General features: G+C 66.8%; 19 protein-coding genes. 9 read left to right on the forward strand and 10 right to left on the reverse strand.

Annotation, left to right across the window (positions count from 1 at the left end; translation table 11 throughout):
• Positions 1-12: 12 nt before the first annotated feature.
• From HALDL1_11055 to HALDL1_11065, 3 genes are all read right to left on the reverse strand, one after another.
• Positions 13-1068 carry a glycosyl transferase gene (locus HALDL1_11055; protein AHG04076.1) on the reverse strand — a complete coding sequence of 352 codons (1056 nt, stop codon included), beginning with the start codon at positions 1066-1068 and terminating at the stop codon, positions 13-15.
• Positions 1065-2207, reverse strand: a complete 1143-nt coding sequence (locus HALDL1_11060) for a glycosyl transferase family 2 (GenBank protein ID AHG04077.1) — start codon at positions 2205-2207, stop codon at positions 1065-1067. Before HALDL1_11060 ends, HALDL1_11055 begins: the two co-directional genes overlap by 4 nt.
• A gap of 120 nt (positions 2208-2327) precedes the next feature.
• The gene (locus HALDL1_11065; protein AHG04078.1) at positions 2328-3530 is read right to left on the reverse strand and encodes a glucose-1-phosphate thymidylyltransferase; all 1203 of its coding nucleotides are present in this window, start codon (positions 3528-3530) and stop codon (positions 2328-2330) included.
• 259 nt (positions 3531-3789) lie between these two features.
• Here HALDL1_11065 and HALDL1_11070 point away from each other — a divergent pair, with 259 nt between their 5' ends.
• Positions 3790-4704 (forward strand): glycosyl transferase, encoded by a 915-nt coding sequence (locus HALDL1_11070; protein ID AHG04079.1) that lies wholly within the window; start codon positions 3790-3792, stop codon positions 4702-4704.
• Here the strand turns inward: HALDL1_11070 and HALDL1_11075 are convergent.
• Positions 4701-5360 (reverse strand): hypothetical protein, encoded by a 660-nt coding sequence (locus HALDL1_11075; protein ID AHG04080.1) that lies wholly within the window; start codon positions 5358-5360, stop codon positions 4701-4703. The two genes, HALDL1_11070 and HALDL1_11075, sit on opposite strands and share 4 nt — an antisense overlap.
• A 69-nt stretch (positions 5361-5429) precedes the next feature.
• Between HALDL1_11075 and HALDL1_11080 the strand changes: the two genes are divergently transcribed.
• From HALDL1_11080 to HALDL1_11090, 3 genes are all read left to right on the forward strand, one after another.
• Positions 5430-6113: a fosmidomycin resistance protein gene (locus tag HALDL1_11080; GenBank protein ID AHG04081.1), complete on the forward strand. Its 684-nt coding sequence runs from the start codon at positions 5430-5432 to the stop codon at positions 6111-6113.
• A gap of 84 nt (positions 6114-6197) precedes the next feature.
• Entirely contained in the window at positions 6198-6551 is a 354-nt protein-coding gene (locus HALDL1_11085; GenBank protein AHG04082.1) for a hypothetical protein, read from the forward strand.
• 88 nt (positions 6552-6639) lie between these two features.
• The gene (locus HALDL1_11090) at positions 6640-7920 is read left to right on the forward strand and encodes a UDP-glucose 6-dehydrogenase (GenBank protein ID AHG04083.1); all 1281 of its coding nucleotides are present in this window, start codon (positions 6640-6642) and stop codon (positions 7918-7920) included.
• Between the two features lie 17 nt (positions 7921-7937).
• Here HALDL1_11090 and HALDL1_11095 read toward each other — a convergent pair whose 3' ends face one another.
• A complete protein-coding gene (locus tag HALDL1_11095) occupies positions 7938-8231 on the reverse strand; it encodes a hypothetical protein (protein ID AHG04084.1) in 294 nt (97 codons plus the stop codon).
• 77 nt (positions 8232-8308) lie between these two features.
• On the opposite strand from HALDL1_11095, the gene HALDL1_11100 reads away from it, so the two are divergent.
• A complete protein-coding gene (locus tag HALDL1_11100) occupies positions 8309-8455 on the forward strand; it encodes a hypothetical protein (GenBank protein AHG04085.1) in 147 nt (48 codons plus the stop codon).
• On the opposite strand, the gene HALDL1_11105 is transcribed toward HALDL1_11100, so the two are convergent.
• The 3 genes from HALDL1_11105 to HALDL1_11115 all read right to left on the reverse strand — a co-directional run bounded on the left by HALDL1_11105 (position 8452) and on the right by HALDL1_11115 (position 10182).
• Positions 8452-8895, reverse strand: a complete 444-nt coding sequence (locus HALDL1_11105) for a hypothetical protein (GenBank protein ID AHG04086.1) — start codon at positions 8893-8895, stop codon at positions 8452-8454. The two genes, HALDL1_11100 and HALDL1_11105, sit on opposite strands and share 4 nt — an antisense overlap.
• Before the next feature lie 69 nt (positions 8896-8964).
• Entirely contained in the window at positions 8965-9360 is a 396-nt protein-coding gene (locus HALDL1_11110; GenBank protein ID AHG04087.1) for a hypothetical protein, read from the reverse strand.
• A 99-nt stretch (positions 9361-9459) separates the two neighbouring features.
• On the reverse strand, positions 9460-10182 hold the full coding sequence (locus tag HALDL1_11115; GenBank protein ID AHG04088.1) for a hydrolase: 723 nt from the start codon (positions 10180-10182) through the stop codon (positions 9460-9462).
• Positions 10183-10262: 80 nt separating this feature from the next.
• Between HALDL1_11115 and HALDL1_11120 the strand changes: the two genes are divergently transcribed.
• The gene (locus tag HALDL1_11120) at positions 10263-10487 is read left to right on the forward strand and encodes a hypothetical protein (GenBank protein ID AHG05303.1); all 225 of its coding nucleotides are present in this window, start codon (positions 10263-10265) and stop codon (positions 10485-10487) included.
• Between the two features lie 89 nt (positions 10488-10576).
• Positions 10577-11305, forward strand: a complete 729-nt coding sequence (locus tag HALDL1_11125) for a 2-hydroxyhepta-2,4-diene-1,7-dioate isomerase (protein AHG04089.1) — start codon at positions 10577-10579, stop codon at positions 11303-11305.
• Positions 11306-11323: 18 nt separating this feature from the next.
• Here the strand turns inward: HALDL1_11125 and HALDL1_11130 are convergent, their stop codons facing one another.
• The gene (locus HALDL1_11130; GenBank protein ID AHG05304.1) at positions 11324-12529 is read right to left on the reverse strand and encodes a hypothetical protein; all 1206 of its coding nucleotides are present in this window, start codon (positions 12527-12529) and stop codon (positions 11324-11326) included.
• Positions 12530-12626: 97 nt separating this feature from the next.
• On the opposite strand from HALDL1_11130, the gene HALDL1_11135 reads away from it, so the two are divergent.
• Both HALDL1_11135 and HALDL1_11140 read left to right on the forward strand, forming a co-directional pair.
• Entirely contained in the window at positions 12627-13145 is a 519-nt protein-coding gene (locus tag HALDL1_11135; protein AHG04090.1) for a hypothetical protein, read from the forward strand.
• Positions 13142-14731 carry a GMC family oxidoreductase gene (locus tag HALDL1_11140; protein ID AHG04091.1) on the forward strand — a complete coding sequence of 530 codons (1590 nt, stop codon included), beginning with the start codon at positions 13142-13144 and terminating at the stop codon, positions 14729-14731. Before HALDL1_11135 ends, HALDL1_11140 begins: the two co-directional genes overlap by 4 nt.
• A gap of 1 nt (position 14732) precedes the next feature.
• On the opposite strand, the gene HALDL1_11145 is transcribed toward HALDL1_11140, so the two are convergent.
• Positions 14733-15167, reverse strand: coding sequence for a (2Fe-2S)-binding protein (locus tag HALDL1_11145; protein AHG04092.1), 435 nt, complete (start codon positions 15165-15167; stop codon positions 14733-14735).
• Positions 15168-15193 lie beyond the last annotated feature (26 nt).

The following is a 15193-nucleotide window of genomic DNA, read 5'->3' on the forward strand; positions in this document are numbered from 1 at the left end:
CAAACAGCAGATTTAAAGGCTTCGTCTCGCCGTGGCGTACCGTTCGAAAATTCGTTCGGCGACGGTTGGCCACGTCTCCACCGCATCTAGGCTCGAGTCTCTACTACTCGACGCCGAGACGGCGGCGGCGACGGCCGACGGCGTGACATTCGCGACCCCCTCGACGCTCGCCTCACTCGTCCAATCCCGCAGCGCCGCGCACTTCCTGACGACGCACGGCGTTCCGGCGGTGAGTGCCTCCGCGACAGTCATCCCGAAAGACTCGAACGACGAGAGCGTAACGTACACATCAGCACCAGCGTAAAGTCCTAATAGCTGTTCGTCGTCAACGTGCCCTAAGAACTTCACGCGATTCTCAACGTCCGTCTCCCGAGCAACTCGCTCCAGTTCCCCACGATACGGGCCACTTCCGGCAATCAACAGCTCGTACCCAGGGAGCTCCGTCAGCGCTCGAATCACATGCTGGACGCCTTTGTACTCCTCCAGCCGACCAACACAGAGCAGATAAGGGCGCTCTCGCTCCTCGGGTTCTGCCTCCGCAAACCGCTCGACGTCAACGCCATTCGGAATCACGGTCGCGTCGATACCAAAGTCATCGTACAGCCGCTCTCGCTCCCACTCGCTAACTGCAATAACCTCGTCGGCCTTCTGCACAGCCCACCGACCGAGTGGGCGATACAGCGACAAGAGTCTATCCCGGAGTCCGCTTGCACTCTCTCCATGGTAGTGGGTTGTTACGACGAACCGTTCGTCGGTGACACCAAGCGCCGCAAAGAATAACGGGAACGCGTGGTAGTTGTGGGCGTGGACGACGTCGGCGTCGGCACGACGAACTGCAAATACCATCTGCGGCGCGACGTAGAACGCCCCTCCCGGACTGAGCGACCTGAACCGTCGAACCCGAACTCCCTCATCCGAACTCTCGACTGGGATGTCTTCATCGGCGTCGGCACTGAACACAATAACGTTGTGTCCGCGGTCAACCAGGCGCTTCGCGATCTCTTGGACGTGCGTCTCAACGCCACCTGTGTGTGGTGGATACCGATGGGTGACTAGCACAATTCTCATTCGAACGCCTCCCGCAGTTCCGCGTCAACGTCCCAAGTCCCGTCCGAATCACCAACCAGCAACTCGACGCTCGCCCGAAGCAACGAAACTTGCGTGTCGAAGATGGAGTAGAACGCCTGAAGCGGCCCGAGTAAATCCTTCTGTCCGAAGTACGCGAACGTCCCAACGGCAACAGGCAACAACAGGCCACCGAAGCCAAACTGCGACACGGTTGCAGCAGATCCGACAACCAACGTCACAGCCAGTAACCACGGCGACACTAGCATGAACCACCAGTTGAACGGCAGCACCACGCGACCGTAGTTCCCGTACCGCCCGAGTGCGTCTCGGTGTTGCACCAGCAACCGAATCAACCCCATCCCACGTCTGTCCTTCTGCTTGCGGCGCTTCACGAAGTCCGAGAAACTGGCTTCCATGTACTTCACAGCAGGGTCGAAAATTACCCGTCCGCCCTGACGTCGAATCTTTAGCGCCAACTCCGTGTCGTCGGCCAGAGAGTTCGGATCGATTGGCAGCAGGGCGTCGTTTTCGAACGCGGAGAATGGGCCGTGGAAGATCAGCGTCGAATCCAGATGCGACTCCAGTTGCTGGATATAATTCTGAACGCCGCGGTAGCCGGACTCCACTTCGCTCCCGCCGAGGACCTCGACGTTCCGACCTGTTACTGCGGCTACCTCGTCGTCCGCGAGATTCGCTGCGGCCTCCCGGAGGACGTCCGACGGGAGTTTCGAGTCACAGTCGGTCTTCACGACCATCTCGTTTTCCGCTGCCTCGTAAGCGTCGTTAAGTGCCGGCGCCAGTCCGCGGCGCTCGTCCTCCTCCAGCAGGACTAACTCGGGCGCCGACCGCTCCGCAAAGTACTCCCGGATGAGTTTGCGGGTGTCGTCCGTCGAAGAGTCCACCACGACCAACTCCACTTTCTCCATCGGGTAGTCGAGGTCGAGCAGGTCGTCGAGTTTCGTCTCCACTATCTTCTCCTCGTTGTACGTCGGCAGGACGATGCTCACCGTCGGCTCCGCTGGCTCCTTCTCCGCTGGCGAGCCCGCCGGTCGCACCCAGACGTAGAGCAGGAGATATCCGAGATATGGGAGGGCCGTCACCGACGCGAGTGCGACGGCAGCCACCACGAGCAGGTTCATACGGTGGGGTTGAACACCTCGGGATAAAACCTCTCCGCCCTACCGGCACGGAGGCGTCGGCTGGACTCAGCTCGGTTCTTCAAACTGGGAGAAGTCCGAACCACACGGTAGAACACTTGCTCAAAGGCCCGTGTCAGTATCCCGGGTCACCGCCTCTCCGAGCCCCGTCCTCGTCTCCTCACCTAACTTCACGCCGGCGTTGATGCTAGTGTTGATCCCAGTCTTCGTCCCGTCCCCGACGACGACTCCAAGTTTCCGCCGGCCGGTGTCGACGGCTTCGCTCTTCACCCGCATCTCGACGTTCTCGTCGTCGTGGCGGAGGTTCGCGACTTTCGTTCCTGCCCCCAAGTTCACGTTCTCACCGAGCACAGAGTCGCCTACGTACGAGAGGTGGCCGACGGCGGTGTCCGCCATCAGAATCGAGTTCTTCACCTCGACAGCGTTTCCGACGCGGACGTCCGGTCCAATCACGGTCGACCCCCTCACGTACGCGTTCGGCCCGACATCCGCACCAGACTGAATGAGTACGGGTCCTTCGACGTACGCACCGGCTCGAACTCGCGCACCATCCTCGACGACGACTGGTCCGTGGATTGTTGCGCCGTCCTCGATAGTTCCACGACGGTCGTCCTCAAGGTCCGCGAGCAGCGTCTCGTTCGCCTCAAGGAGGTCCCACGGCCGGCCGACGTCGAGCCACCGACCGTCGTACTCGACGGCGTCCACGCGTTCGCCGTCTGCGACCAGCGCCCCGAGCGAGTCGGTGATCTCGTACTCGCCGCGCTCGCTCAGTTCCGTCGCCTCGATGTAGTCGAATATCTCGGGTTCGAAGGCGTAGACACCGAGGTTGGCGAGATTAGTCGGCGGGTCCGCGGGCTTCTCGACGATGCCCGTGACGCGCCCGTCCCCAACGTTAACCACACCGAACGAGGACGGGTTCTCGACGCGCTTGACCGCCATCGCGTTCGCTGGCGTCTCTGCGAGCCCCGTCACCAGATTCTCGGTGAGCAGTACATCCCCGTTCAGCGCGAGGAACCGCTCGTCGACGTGGTCGGCCGCCTGCCCGATGGCGTGGGCGGTGCCGAGCTGTTCGCCCTGTTTCGTGTACGTCACGGGGTGACCAGCGTACTCGTCGCCGATTCGGTCGCGGACCTGGTCGCCGCGGTAGCCGACAACCAGCACGTAGCCGTCGACGAGATCCGCGCAGGCGTCCATGGCGTGTTCGACGATTGGACGCCCGGCGACTGGAAGCAGTGGTTTTGGGCGCTTCGCTGTCAGCGGCCGCATCCGGGTTCCCTCGCCGGCTGCGACGACGACCACTTTCACGAGCGAATCAGCCTCCAGATGCCGTTCTCGCCTGGCCGCGTGGATTCGGCAAGCTGTGGGTCTGCGGATCCCGCATCGCAGTCGGTATCGGAACCCACTCCGACGTCCCTCGAATGGAAGCGGCCGTAGGTACCTCCCGGCCCGATAGGCACATATTCCGACATTTCCGTGTGGATGATACGTCGGAGGGGACGATTAAGCTGGCGGCGGTTACTCGAAAACGCAAAGCGTTTTTCGCCCCCCTACCGAACTCAGGTCAATGACCGACTACGAGGACGTGTGCGCCCTCGTTCCTACCCGGAACGAAGCCAGGACCATCGGCGACGTCGTCGACGGCCTCCACGACGTCGGCATCGAGCACGTTCTCGTCGTCGACGGCCACTCGACGGACGACACCACGGAGATTGCCGAGGACCACGGCGCCCGCGTCATAGAACAGTCAGGTGCCGGCAAAGGCCAAGCCGTCCGCGAGGGCGTTGAGCACATCGAGCAAGAGTACGTCATCCTGCTCGACGGCGACGGGACGAACCCGCCCGAGCAGGCGCCACGCCTCCTCGACCCGCTCGTCGCCGGCGACGCAGACCACGTCATCGGCGACCGGACCGCGGACATGCAACCTGGCGCGATGAGCAGATTCAACCAGGTCGGTAACCACATCATCAACGCCGCGTTCGGCCGCATCCACGGGGAGGATTACGGCGACATCCTCTCGGGCTACCGCGCGTTCACGCGGGACTCCTTCGAGCAGATGTTCCTCTCCGCGGAGGGGTTCGGCATCGAGACGGAGATGGCCGTCGAGTGCGCGCGCCACGATATCCCCGTCGCAGTCGTGCCCACGACGTACAAGGCGCGCCCCGAGGGGTCGGAGACGAACCTCCACCCCGTGGCGGACGGCGGACGCATCATCGTCACGCTGTACAGCCTCGCGAAGACGTCGAACCCGCTGTTCTACTTCGGCAGCATCGGCACAGTTTTCGGCGCTATCGGCGCCGCCATCGCAACGTACGTCGCCTACGACTGGTTCGTCAACGGCATCTCCCACGAGGCGCTCACCATCGTCGGCGGCGTCAGCGTCCTGTTCGGCCTCCAGTTGCTGATGTTCGGGCTGCTGTCGGACCTCGTGGTGACGCTCCACCGCGAGCAGAGCCGCCGCCTCGAGGAGCTCCGCGACTAGAACATCGACCGCAGGCCGCGCAGCCACACCTCGGGCGCGCGGCGGCGCGCGCCGTCCACGGCCGTGCGCAACGCAGCCGTGCCGTTCTCCATGACGCCGTCGCCGTGACCCGCGAGGATTCGCTCCGGACTGAACTCCCGGAGCACGCGCGGCGGCATGACGCGCAGCATCGGGTGGACGCCGACCCGCTCGGGACCCGCGAGGAAGTAGTCGGCAGTGCCGACGAGGTCGGCGACGACGAGCGTCTCGCCGTCGTACAGCGCCGCCTCGTTCCAGCCCGGCCAGTCGACGGTCTGGACGACCTGGAACTCCGAGTCGGGGAGCCTCCCGACGAGCTGTTCAGTCGGTGCGTCGACGTCGACGTTGACGAACGGCGGCACGTAAACGGGGACGTCGTAGCGGCGGGCGAACGTCGCTGCGTCCCGCGAGTGGCGATCCATCAGCACGACCACGCCGCGCACCTCGCCCAGGTCGGCGAGCAGGTCGTCGATTCCCTCGGCGTCCACGGGGTCGACCAGCCAGACGTCGCCATCAACAGTCAGCGCGTGACTCGACCGACGCATCGCCTCCTCGGGGTAGGCGACCCACCCGACGCCGCCGTCGAAGCGGTCGACGACCTCGAGGTCGGTTGCGCGTCCGCTTCCTTTGAGAGCCATACCTCCCGGTACGGCCGGTACGCCCATAAAACGAGGTAGGACTATGGTGAACGCGAACGAACGACGGGTATGCTCACGGCGCTCGACGAACTCGCGCTCGAGGTGCTCTTCGTCGACCGCGCGGCGTCGTTCTACGAGACCCACCTCCGTCTCGACGGCACCCGGGGCGACCACGAGGCCCACTACGAGGTCGGGGATACGACCCTCGTCCTGCGCGAACCCTCGACGGTCCCCCGGGGTGGCGTCCACCTCCACTACGCGTTCTCGACGCCGCCGGACCGCTACGACGAGTGGTACGACCGCCTCGACGACGACTTCGACCTCGCGGAGTTCGACTTCGGCACCGCGCGCTCGCTGTACTTCGACGACCCGGACGGCCACTGCGTGGAGATTGGAACCGGCGGCAAGGGCGGCGAAACGGCGCTCACGGGCGTCTTCGAGGTCGTCCTCGAGGTCGAGGACCTCGACCGCTCGGAGGCGCTCTACCGCAACCTCGGTTTCGAGGTCGTCGACCGCGGCGACGAGCGGCGGCGCGTCCGACTCACCGGCCCCGTGGACCTCGAACTGTGGGAGCCACAGCGCGGCATCGCGGACGCACGCGGCGGCGTCCACGCGGACCTCACGTTTCTCGCTATCAATCCGCAGTCCGCCGCGAGTGCGGTCGCCGACCGTGCGTGCCGCGTTGAGGACGTCGAACCGGGTGTTCGCGTCAGGGACCCCGACGGCCACTACCTCACGTTCGTTCCGGAGTGACACAGCCGGCAGCCTACCAGTGGGTGTTATGTTCCTCGCTGTCTGGGAGTGGGTATGGACGTGGTCGGTATCGAGCAGGTCGGTCTGGAGCAGGTCGAGCTAATCGCGGTGGCTGTCGGGGCGGCAGTCCTGTTGCTCGCCCTCGTCGTGCTGTGGCGGCGCCGGTCGGCCGGCCGCCGCAAGTCGAAGCACGCCCACGAGTCGGCGCAGGAACGCGCCCCGCCGGTGGAACTGGGCGAGACCTACGAGTTCGGTGTCACGGAGTTCGCCGACCACCACTCGGGGAAGCGCGTCGCCGTCGGGAAGGTCGAGGGGTTCGTGGTGTTCGCCGAGGACGTCCCCGGCAGAGTCTCGGAAGGCGACGTGATTCGTGCACGGGTCCTGTCGTTCAACCGCGGGAAGACGTCCGCGGACGCGTCGTTCGTCGGGTCTGCCTGAACGCTCGGGCGTCCTCGGCTTCTGGCCCTGGGTGTGACGAACGACATTTGTAGGGGTCGCTCGTACGGGTCGCTAAGGTGGAGCTCTCGTGAAACTCAGCATCGTCGGCAGCGGGTACGTCGGCACGACCATCGCGGCGTGTTTCGCGGACCTCGGGCACGACGTGGTGAACGTCGACATCGACGAGGACATCGTCGAAGCGATCAACGACGGCCGCGCGCCGATTCACGAACCCGGTCTCGAAGAGCGCATCGCCGAGCACGCCGGCGACCGACTGCGTGCGACCACGGACTACGACGCGGTGCTGGATACCGACGCCACGTTCCTCGCGCTCCCGACGCCGTCCCGCGAGGACGGCAGCATCGACACGTCCATCATGGAGGCCGGTGCGGAGTCCCTCGGCGAGGCACTCGCTGGCCGCGACGACCACCTCGTCGTCGTGAAGAGCACGGTCGTTCCCGGAACGACCGAGAACGTCGTGGAACCGGCGCTCGAACGCGGCGGGTTCGAGAACGCGACGATGGCGATGAATCCCGAGTTCCTGCGGATGGGGTCGGCCGTCGCCGACTTCCTCGACCCGGACAAGGCCGTCTTCGGCGCGCGCGACGACTCAACCTACGACGAACTCCGAGAGGTGTACGAACCACTGCTCGCGGAGGCTCCGGACGCGGCCGTCGTGGAAACCGGCCTGCGGGAAGCGGAGATGATCAAGTACGCGAACAACGCGTTCCTCGCCTCGAAGGTCAGCCTCGTCAACGACCTCGGGAACATCTGCAAGGAGTTCGACGTCGACGCTTACGAGGTTTCCCACGCCATCGCGCACGACGACCGCATCAGCGGCCGGTTCCTCCGTTCCGGTGTCGGCTGGGGTGGGAGCTGTTTTCCCAAGGATGTCGCTGCTATCATCGCCGCCGCGAAACAGGAGGGGTACGACCCGGCAGTCCTAGAAGCCGCTGTCGAGGTGAACGACGGCCAGCCCGAACGACTGCTCGAGCTTCTCGACGACCACGTCGACGTGACCGACAAGCGAGTCGCCGTGCTCGGTCTCGCGTTCAAGCCGGGGACCGACGACATACGCGGCACGCGGGCGATTCCGGTCATCGACGGTCTGCAGGAGCGCGGCGCGAACGTGGTCGCCTACGACCCTGTCGCGACTGAGAAGATGGCAGAGAAGCGCCCGGACGTCGAGTACGCCGACAGTGCCCGGGACGCGCTGGACGGAGCGAGTGGCGCGGTCGTCGTCACCGACTGGGACGAGTTCGCCGCGCTGGACGAAGAGTTCGACGCGATGGCCGAACCCGTCGTGGTGGACGGCCGCCGCATCGTGGAGCGGCGTGACGGTATTACGTACGAAGGACTCACCTGGTAGCCGGAAAACGAGACGCGTTACAGTCGGTCGGTGTCCACGCCGACGCCGGGCGGCGCGACGACGAGGAAGTCCCGGAAGTGCATCAGCGTGCCGCCGCCGTCCTTGACGTCGCCGGCGAAGCCGGCAGCGAGTTCGTTCAGGTCGCCGTCGACGGCGAGCAGGAGAACGTTGCCGTTGTCGATTTCGTCGAGCCACTCGGCGTCCGGCGTCGTGCCGTCGAGGACGCCGAGCATGACGTGGCCCTCGAACTCCTCCGGGAGGTCGATCTCCTCCTCGGCGTTCCGCAGGTCGAGATTGAAGCCGTCACCCATAGACGACCAGTCAGCACCGCGGTGGCAAAAACCTTCCCGCCTGTGTGTTTATGCGGCCGGCTGCCGTTTCTCGAAGTATGCCAGAGATCACGCTCAGCGAGGAGACGGTCGAGCGCCTCGACTCGCTCGCGGTCGACGACGAGTCCTACGACGAACTCGTCACGGAGCTGTTGAACATCTACGAGGCCGAGGAGCTGACGATGTTCCGCTCCGGCGACGGTTAGTAGTTCGCGGCGACCCGGCGGACCTCGTCCCACCGGTCCTCGCTCTCGAGGTGCGCCTGTAGCTGTTCGGCGTACTCCTGGGCGAGCTGCGCCGACTCCTCGGCGAGTTCTTCGTTGTCGTCGTCGCCGCCACCCAGCCCCAGCGCGTTCTTGATGTTCCCGACGACGCCGCCCCCGCTGCTGCCGCCCGCGGAGCCGCCGCCCATCGCGTTCATCTGTTCGTCGACGTTGGCCATCTCGGGGAGCACGTGCTGGAGTTTCGACGTGTCCGCGACCAAGGTCGCCGTTTCCGGGTCCTCGGGGTTCTCTATTTCGAACTCGACGGCGGTCATGACGAGCCCCCACTGGGAGCGCGAGAGCGACGACCCCCGGACGCGGTCGGCGAACTGCTGGTCAACGGTCATGCGTGCGCCGACGATCTGGTCCTGCCAGCCACTCATGTGCGGGGCTACGCAGGCAGCCCGCTTGTATGCTACGACAAAAACGAGTGGTGAGTTCGGGAACTGCGTTCAGAACGCGCCGGTCTCGCCGGAGATCTCCGCGTGGAGACCGTCGCGGAGCGCGGTGTGGACGTGGCAGATGTCCTCGGCGCGCTCGGCGATGTCGTCGAACGTCTCGTCGTCGAGGTCGGCTTCCACGAGAATGTGGAAGCGGATGGCTTCGAGGTCGTCGTCCTCGTTGACGTCGCCCTCGACGTCGATGTCGACGCGGCCGAGGTCCTCGTGGCCCTCCTTGTTGGCGCCGACGCGGAACGCCGGGATGAAACAGGACGCGTAGTTCGCGATGAAGACCGCGTTCGGTTCGGGGCCGTCCTCGCCGGTCGCGTCGACGGTGAGTTCGAAGTCCCCGACGCGGGACCGCGTGACGTAGCCTTCCTCTGACGTGCTGGTAACTTCGATTGTCATTACGGTCGAATAGTCCAGCGCCCGCCGTGTAAGCGTTGTTCTTTCGGAGGCGTTCGCCTGCGGAGGATGCCCCTGCGACTCGGGAAGCCGGGGCCGACCTCAGTAGCCTTCGGTGAGGTCGAACGTCTCGTCGCCGTCGAGGACGTGTACCTGGGCGTCGCTGCCGACCGCCTCGACCTCGCGCTCGAAGTCCTCGACGTCGATCTCGATCGGCGGGAACGTGTCGTAGTGCATCGGGAACACCACGTCGGCGTCGATCCAGTCGACGGCGACGGCGGCCTGCCACGGCCCCATCGTGAAGTGGTCGCCGACGGGGACGGCGACGGCGTCGGGTTCGAGGTACGGCGCGACGACGTCCCGCATCTCGGTGTGGAGGCTGGTGTCGCCCGCGTGGTAGAAGGTCTCGCTCTCCTCGTCGGCGACCTGGGTCGGCTTAGTGTTCGAGATGACGAAGCCGGCGGGCATCCCCGCGGAGGTGCCGTAGTCGGTGTCGATGCCGTTGGAGTGGTCCGCGCGCACCATCGTCACGAACGCGTCGCCGAGTTCGACGGTGCCGCCGAGGTTCATCCCGGTGGCGTCGTCGATGCCGTGCTGGTCGCCGAGCCAGCCCGCGAGTTCGGGTGTGGCGACGAAGTGCGCGCCGCGGAAGCGGTCCACGTCCGCGATGTGGTCGGCGTGCCCGTGGGTCAGCAGGACGTGGTCCGGGTCGAGTTCCTCGGGGTCCGTGTCGGTGAACGGGTTGTCGAAGAACGGATCGATGAGCAGGCTCGTCTCCCCGACTTCTACGTGCCACGTCGAGTGACCGTACCAGGTGAGTTCCATAGCGTACTCACATTCGCCCGATTCACACATAAAACGTGACGGCCCGGTGGATTCTTCTCCCTCCCCGGAGACGCCCCGGCATGGACGTGGACGCCGTCCGGGAGACAGAACCTGCTCGAACGCACCCTGACCGCGTTCGCAACGCCCTCCTCGCCGCCGTGGTCTTCGAACTCGCCGTGGTCGCCGCTGGCACAGCGGACCTGGCTGGCGGCCTCGACGGCGCGTACGTCGTCGGTCTCGTCGTCACCACTCTGCTCGGCGTCTTCGGCTTCGTGGCGTTCCTCTACTACCTCGTGACGCTCTGAAGACGACCGCCGACCCAGACGTGCGACTCGGCCAGTGAGCGATTGCCCCGGCCCAAATCCTTACGCACGGGCGGCGGGAATCCGCTGTCATGCACCGAATGCGATTCCGCGACCCGGCGGGCGCCGTTCGAACCGGCGAATACGAGGACGGAACCGTCTCCTTCGGCGGACGGACCTACGACACGAGTGACGTAGACGTGCTGCCGCCCTGCGAGCCATCGAAGGTCGTCTGCATCGGCCGGAACTACGCCAAGCACGCCGAGGAGCGCGGCTCGGAGGTCCCCGACCGCCCGATGCTGTTCCTGAAACCGCCGAACGCGCTCGCCGGCCATGGCGACACAGTGACGCTGCCCGCCGGCAAGGAGATCGAACACGAGGCCGAACTCGCCGTCGTCGTCGGCGAACAGTGCCGGAACCTCGACGAGAGCGAGGCGATGGACGCCGTCGCGGGGTTCACCTGCGCGGACGACGTCTCGAACCGCACCGACCAGAGCGAGGAGCGCAACTGGGTGCGCGGGAAGGCCTTCGACGGCGCCTGCCCGCTCGGCCCAGTGCTGGCGACACCCGAAGAACTTCCCGATGACGCGAGCGTGGAACTCCGCGTGAACGGCGAGGTCAGGCAGTCCTCATCTATCGAGCGATTCATCTTCGACGTGCCGGAGCTGCTCGCGGAGATCACGGCGTACATGACGCTCGAACCCGGCGACGTGGTCATCACGGGGACGCCAGCGGGCGTCGCCGAACTGACCGACGGCGACAGCGTCGAGGTCGAGGTGGAGGGTGTCGGCACGCTCGAACACGACGTCGAGCAGCCGTAGCGGGAAGGAAGGCTCTTCTCAGACGCGGACCGTGACGTCCGAACTGTTGCCGGTCGCGCTCGCGTTCTCCACGAACGCCTCGTCGCCGGCGTAGACGACGACAGTCTCGTCGGTCACGGCCTCCGTGCGGAAGGCCACGCCGTTGCTGGCGTCGTAGTCGGCGAACGCCTCGCGGAACGCCGCGGCCTCGCTGGCGTCGTCCCAGCGCAGCACCCAGGCGTACGTGTTCGCGCCGTGGTCGCCGGAGACGTGCAGGAGCCGGTCCATCCCCCACCCCGCGGAGGCGTCGGCCGCGCGCTCCCAGCCGAGTTCCGTCGAGAGCGCGAGCCTGACGAACAGTTCGCCCTTCGTCGTCGCACGCATCCGAGAGAACTCGCTGTCCGTGGCCGCGAGGTCCACCGACAGCTCCTTCGCCGGTTCCGCCTCGGGGGCGTAGCCGTGGGCCACCTGTTCGGCTGTCCGGGGCGGGTCCTCGTAGACGTCCGTGACCCCGCTGGCGTTCTGGAGTCGGAGTGCGAAGTACCGCGAGCCGTACTCGTAGGGCGCGAGGCGCCAGCGGACGTACGCCGAGGCGTTCTTCCACCTGGCGGTGATGGCCGTCTGGTTCCGCGTCTGGTTCTGGTAGCGGACGGCGTAGCGCTCCTGGACGTACTGCGCGGATCCCTCGGTCACCACGGACTTCAGGAAGCGGTGGTTGCGCCGCCTGTCGAGGTCGTCGACGCCCTCACGGGTGGGGAGGCGGGTCTGGTAGACGTGGACGAACTCGTGAGCGAGGACGTTCTCCTTCCACGCGACGGAGGCGTTGGGGTGGTCGAACAGCGTCACCAGCGTCCCGCGGGCCACCGCGCCGACGCTGACGCCGCCACCTTCACCCGCGGACGGGAGCGGTTCGATGCCGACGAGGTTCGTGAAGCCGCTCGTCGACGCCGCGCCGAGAACGTCACCCTGTGGCGGTTCCTCGACGCCTACCACGGTTGTCGGGCGCTCCGCCTCCGGGACGCCGAGCATCCGACCCACGCGCTCGTAGATGGGGGTCACTCGGAACGGGAGTTCGTCGGTCACCCTGACGAGTTCGGTCTCCTCCGGCGCTGCCTGGGTCGTCCCGTCCGTCGTCGCCGTGGCGTTCTCCGGGGCGGCGGTCGCGCCCTGCTGGACTGGCGCCTGACAGCCCGCGGTGACGAACAGCACCGCGAGCGCGACGGCGACCACCGGTCGCGTCTCCATGCCGCGTCCTTCGTTCGACCGCACGTAAATCCACGGTCGTCGCTCAGGGGCCGGGAAGCGCAACCCTGAAGATTAGGCTGGCCTAAGACGTTCGCGAATGGAGCTGACGCGACGCGACGTCATCGCCGCGCTCGCCGCCACCGGCGCAGCCGTCGGCGCGGGCGCGACCCTCATCGAGGAACCCGACGGCGACCCTGTCGGGGGCCACGAGGTGGAGACGCTCGTCGCCGTCGCGGGCGTCGTCTACCCCTCGGCCGTCGAGGGCGTCGAGTCGTTCGTCCGCCAGTACAGCGTCAACCGAGTCCGTGACCGACCAGAGTACGCAGCGGGCGTGGCGGACGCCGTCGCCGCGCTGGACGACTACAGCCGTGAGTGGAACGGCGACGACTTCGCGGCGCTCGACCCGGACAGCCGAGAGAGCACCCTCGACGGAATGAGCGTCGACGTCGCCGACCCGGTGCCGGACGGCACCGACCGCGAACGGGCGCGCTACTACCTCGTCAACGAGCTGCTGTACGCGCTGTTCACCACGCCGACCGGCGGCGAACTCGCGGGCATCGAGAACCCGCAGGGCCACCCCGGCGGCACAACCTCCTACCAGCGAGGGCCGCGATGAATCGCGAGCCCTCGGACAGCGTCGACGTCTGCGTCGTCGGTGCTGGCCCTGCCGGCAGCCTGCTCGCGGACCGACTCGCTCGCGAAGGCTACGACGTCGTCGTTCTGGAGGCCGGCCCGCGCTTCGACGACGTGGACCGCGAGCGCCGCATGGAGCGGGACATCCGGCCCGCCCACGGCCCGGATTCTGTCTGGGAGATGGGGGGCCAACGGGACGCTTACTCCGCGTCGGGCGAACGGCACTACCCGCTGAACGCGGCCCGCGTGAAGGGCGTCGGCGGGTCGACGCTCCACTGGCAGGGGATGGTGATGCGCCTCCACGAGCAGGACTTCCGCCTCGAGAACGAGATGGGGGTCGGCGCCGACTGGCCCATCTCCTACGACGACCTGCGGCCGTACTACGCGGCCGCGGAGGACGCGCTCGGCGTCGCGGGCGCCAGCGACAACCCGTTCGCGCCGCCCCGTGAGCAGCCACACCCGCTCCCCGCATTTCCGCCGAGCCACTCGGACTCGCTGTTCGCCGAGGCCTGCGAGGAACTCGGCATCGCGACGCACTCCGTGCCGAACGCCAGACTCTCCGAATCTCGTGGGGGCCGGAGCGCCTGCGTCGGCTACGGCACCTGCCAGCCGGTCTGCCCGTCGGGCGCGAAGTACGACGCCACCGTCCACGTCGAGCGCGCCGAGAGCCAGGGAGTGCGCGTCGTCGACCGCGCGCCGGTCCAGCGCCTCGAACACGACGACGCAGGCGAGCGCGTCACCGCCGCGGTGTACGCGACGCCCGACGGCACCGAACACCGCCAGACCGCCAACGAGTTCGTGCTCGCGGCGGGCGGCGTCGAGATTCCCCGCCTCCTCCTGCTCTCCGAGTCACCGCAGTACCCGGACGGCCTCGCGAACGCCTCGGGTGCCGTCGGCCGCTACTTCACGGACCACCTGTTCGCGGGCGTGGGCGGCACGCTCGACGAACCGACGCGGCAGAACCACGTCGGCTTCAACACCACCGAGAGCCACCAGTTCTACGACCGAACCGACGACTCCCGGGGCGCCATCAAACTGGAGTTCCTCAACTACGCCGGCCCGTCGCCCGTCAAGATGGCGCTCACGGGCGACGACTGGGGCGACGCGATGCTCGAGCGCATCCGCGAGGACTACGGCACGCACGCCGCTGTGGGCGCGCTCGTCGAGCAGCGACCGCGGGCGGAGAACAGGGTCCGCCTCGACCCCGAGCGCACCGACGACCACGGCAACCCGGTGCCCGACGTCGTCTGGTCGCTCGACGACTACGAGCGCCGCACCATCGAGCGCGCGAACGAGATCCAGCGCGACATCCTCTACGAACTCGGCGCCGACGTCGAGTGGACGGTCGGGCCAGAGACCACCGGGCCGGCGTTCCACCACATGGGCACCACACGGATGGGCGAGAACCCCAACGAGAGCGTCGTGAATGCCAAACTCAGGACGCACGACCTCGGGAATCTGACCATCGCGTCGTCCAGTGTGTTCCCGACCGGCGGCGCGATGAACCCGACGCTCACCATCGCCGCACTCGCGCTGAAGGCCGCCGGCCACGTGGCCGCCCGCCTGTAGCTCAGAACTGGATGTGAGAGGTCGAATCCGGGCCGCCGTCGTCGCCGTCGTCGTTCTTCGTGCCTTCGTAGAGGAAGCGCACGTCCTCGTCCGTGAGGTACACCTGGCCGTTCTCGACCTCGACGTCGACGGAGGGGAGCGTGGTGTCCGCGGCGTCGCCGTTGTCGCAGTAGCCCGAGCAGTTGTCGAACATCGACCCGTGTTTCGGGCAGAGTATCTCGCCGTTTCGGACGACGGCGCCGACGCCCTCGCGGTAGAGGCGCTGGGACTCGTGCGTGCAGCGGTTCAGCCAGGCCTCCACGGCTGGCCGGTCGTCGCCCTCGCAGGGAACGAGGAAGAACTCCTCGTCGTCGCCGTGTTCGTCCCGGGCGGTGAACGCCCACGACCCCTGCTCGCGGACTGTGTCGACGCTCGTGAGCCGGTGCCGACTCGCCATACAGGGTGGCGGAGTGCCTCGCAGAT

The organism is Halobacterium sp. DL1 (assembly GCA_000230955.3).
Lineage (GTDB): Archaea > Halobacteriota > Halobacteria > Halobacteriales > Halobacteriaceae > Halobacterium.

What these genes read in the sequence shown, in the direction of transcription:
- HALDL1_11055 (AHG04076.1), bottom strand. Translation starts at nt 1,068, where the DNA reads ATGAGAATTGTGCTAGTCACCCATCGGTATCCACCACACACAGGTGGC.
- HALDL1_11060 (AHG04077.1), bottom strand. Translation starts at nt 2,207, where the DNA reads ATGAACCTGCTCGTGGTGGCTGCCGTCGCACTCGCGTCGGTGACGGCC.
- HALDL1_11070 (AHG04079.1), top strand. Translation starts at nt 3,790, where the DNA reads ATGACCGACTACGAGGACGTGTGCGCCCTCGTTCCTACCCGGAACGAA.
- HALDL1_11075 (AHG04080.1), bottom strand. Translation starts at nt 5,360, where the DNA reads ATGGCTCTCAAAGGAAGCGGACGCGCAACCGACCTCGAGGTCGTCGAC.
- HALDL1_11080 (AHG04081.1), top strand. Translation starts at nt 5,430, where the DNA reads ATGCTCACGGCGCTCGACGAACTCGCGCTCGAGGTGCTCTTCGTCGAC.
- HALDL1_11095 (AHG04084.1), bottom strand. Translation starts at nt 8,231, where the DNA reads ATGGGTGACGGCTTCAATCTCGACCTGCGGAACGCCGAGGAGGAGATC.
- HALDL1_11100 (AHG04085.1), top strand. Translation starts at nt 8,309, where the DNA reads ATGCCAGAGATCACGCTCAGCGAGGAGACGGTCGAGCGCCTCGACTCG.
- HALDL1_11105 (AHG04086.1), bottom strand. Translation starts at nt 8,895, where the DNA reads ATGAGTGGCTGGCAGGACCAGATCGTCGGCGCACGCATGACCGTTGAC.
- HALDL1_11110 (AHG04087.1), bottom strand. Translation starts at nt 9,360, where the DNA reads ATGACAATCGAAGTTACCAGCACGTCAGAGGAAGGCTACGTCACGCGG.
- HALDL1_11115 (AHG04088.1), bottom strand. Translation starts at nt 10,182, where the DNA reads ATGGAACTCACCTGGTACGGTCACTCGACGTGGCACGTAGAAGTCGGG.
- HALDL1_11120 (AHG05303.1), top strand. Translation starts at nt 10,263, where the DNA reads ATGGACGTGGACGCCGTCCGGGAGACAGAACCTGCTCGAACGCACCCT.
- HALDL1_11125 (AHG04089.1), top strand. Translation starts at nt 10,577, where the DNA reads ATGCACCGAATGCGATTCCGCGACCCGGCGGGCGCCGTTCGAACCGGC.
- HALDL1_11130 (AHG05304.1), bottom strand. Translation starts at nt 12,529, where the DNA reads ATGGAGACGCGACCGGTGGTCGCCGTCGCGCTCGCGGTGCTGTTCGTC.
- HALDL1_11135 (AHG04090.1), top strand. Translation starts at nt 12,627, where the DNA reads ATGGAGCTGACGCGACGCGACGTCATCGCCGCGCTCGCCGCCACCGGC.
- HALDL1_11140 (AHG04091.1), top strand. Translation starts at nt 13,142, where the DNA reads ATGAATCGCGAGCCCTCGGACAGCGTCGACGTCTGCGTCGTCGGTGCT.
- HALDL1_11145 (AHG04092.1), bottom strand. Translation starts at nt 15,167, where the DNA reads ATGGCGAGTCGGCACCGGCTCACGAGCGTCGACACAGTCCGCGAGCAG.